At 70.7% G+C, this 1,022-nt stretch carries 1 protein-coding gene; it reads right to left on the bottom strand.

From position 1 onward, the window contains the following. Window positions 1-63 precede the first annotated feature (63 nt). Window positions 64-921 (bottom strand): class II glutamine amidotransferase, encoded by an 858-nt coding sequence (locus tag AB0O29_RS36425; RefSeq protein ID WP_365160858.1) that lies wholly within the window; start codon window positions 919-921, stop codon window positions 64-66. Window positions 922-1,022: the final 101 nt, after the last annotated feature.

Genomic DNA, 1,022 nt, shown 5'->3' with positions numbered 1-1,022 from the left:
CCGCGCCTCAAACGCCGGCGGGGCTGATCATTCCTCGGCGGGGCTGAAGCGATGAGGCGTCCCTCACGGTAGCCGCGGGTTGACATCCGGTTCCGGGATGAAGGGGAAGTAGTCCGGCTCCGGCCCGGACGGGATGACCGCGCAGCTGGCCTCGGGAAGCTCGTTCCACATCCCCGGCAGGTCCCCGAGCGGCTCGGACACCACGATCCGGGTGTCGTCGGAGAGCTCGCCGAGGTAGCCCACGTCCGGGTGCAGGCGGCGGACGGTCTCGGCGCGGCTGCTGTAGAACAGCGACCGGGACGCGCCCTGGCTGGAGTACCGGAAGGCCCACACCCGCTGACCGTCGCTGACCGCCACCGTCATCTGGAGCGGCTCCGGCACGCCGTGCTCCTTGCCGAGCCGCTCCACCAGCCCGGCCATCCTCGCGACCGCGCCCGGCACGTCCTGGTCGAGCCCGAAGGTGACCGCCAGATAGAACATCACCTCGGAGTCCGTGGACCCCTCGATGTACGGGAAGAGCGCCGGATCGACGGCCATGCACAGGTCCCGCTGCAGCCGGTGGAACTCCGCGATCGCCCCGTTGTGCATCCACAGCCATCGGCCGTGACGGAAGGGGTGGCAGTTGGTCTGCTGCACGGCCGAACCCGTGGAGGCGCGCACGTGCGCGAAGAACAGCGGCGAGCGGACGTGCGCGGCGAGCTCCCGCAGGTTCCGGTTGTTCCAGGCGGGCCCGACGTCCCGGAAGACCGCCGGCGTGCCGTCCCCGTCCGTGCCGTACCAGCCGATGCCGAAGCCGTCGCCGTTGGTGGTCTCGACCCCCATCCGCGCGTGCAGGCTCTGGTTGATCAGCGAATGCTCCGGGCGGTAGAGCACGGCGTCGAGCAGCAGCGGGGAACCCGAGTAAGCGAGCCAGCGGCACATCCGCACCGACCTCCTCACCCCCAGGGTAGTCCGTCGGCTCCGTCCCGCAGCCGGGCCGGACTTCCGCCCGGCGTGGCGATGGCAAGATCATCCCGTTGTCC

This window comes from Streptomyces sp. NPDC089915 (assembly GCF_040684675.1).
Classification (GTDB): Bacteria; Actinomycetota; Actinomycetes; order Streptomycetales; family Streptomycetaceae; genus Streptomyces.
This window is presented reverse-complemented; position numbering and strand designations above follow the sequence as displayed.

Excerpts from the sequence above, each read along its gene's own strand:
- AB0O29_RS36425 (WP_365160858.1), bottom strand. The coding sequence starts at position 921 with ATGTGCCGCTGGCTCGCTTACTCGGGTTCCCCGCTGCTGCTCGACGCC.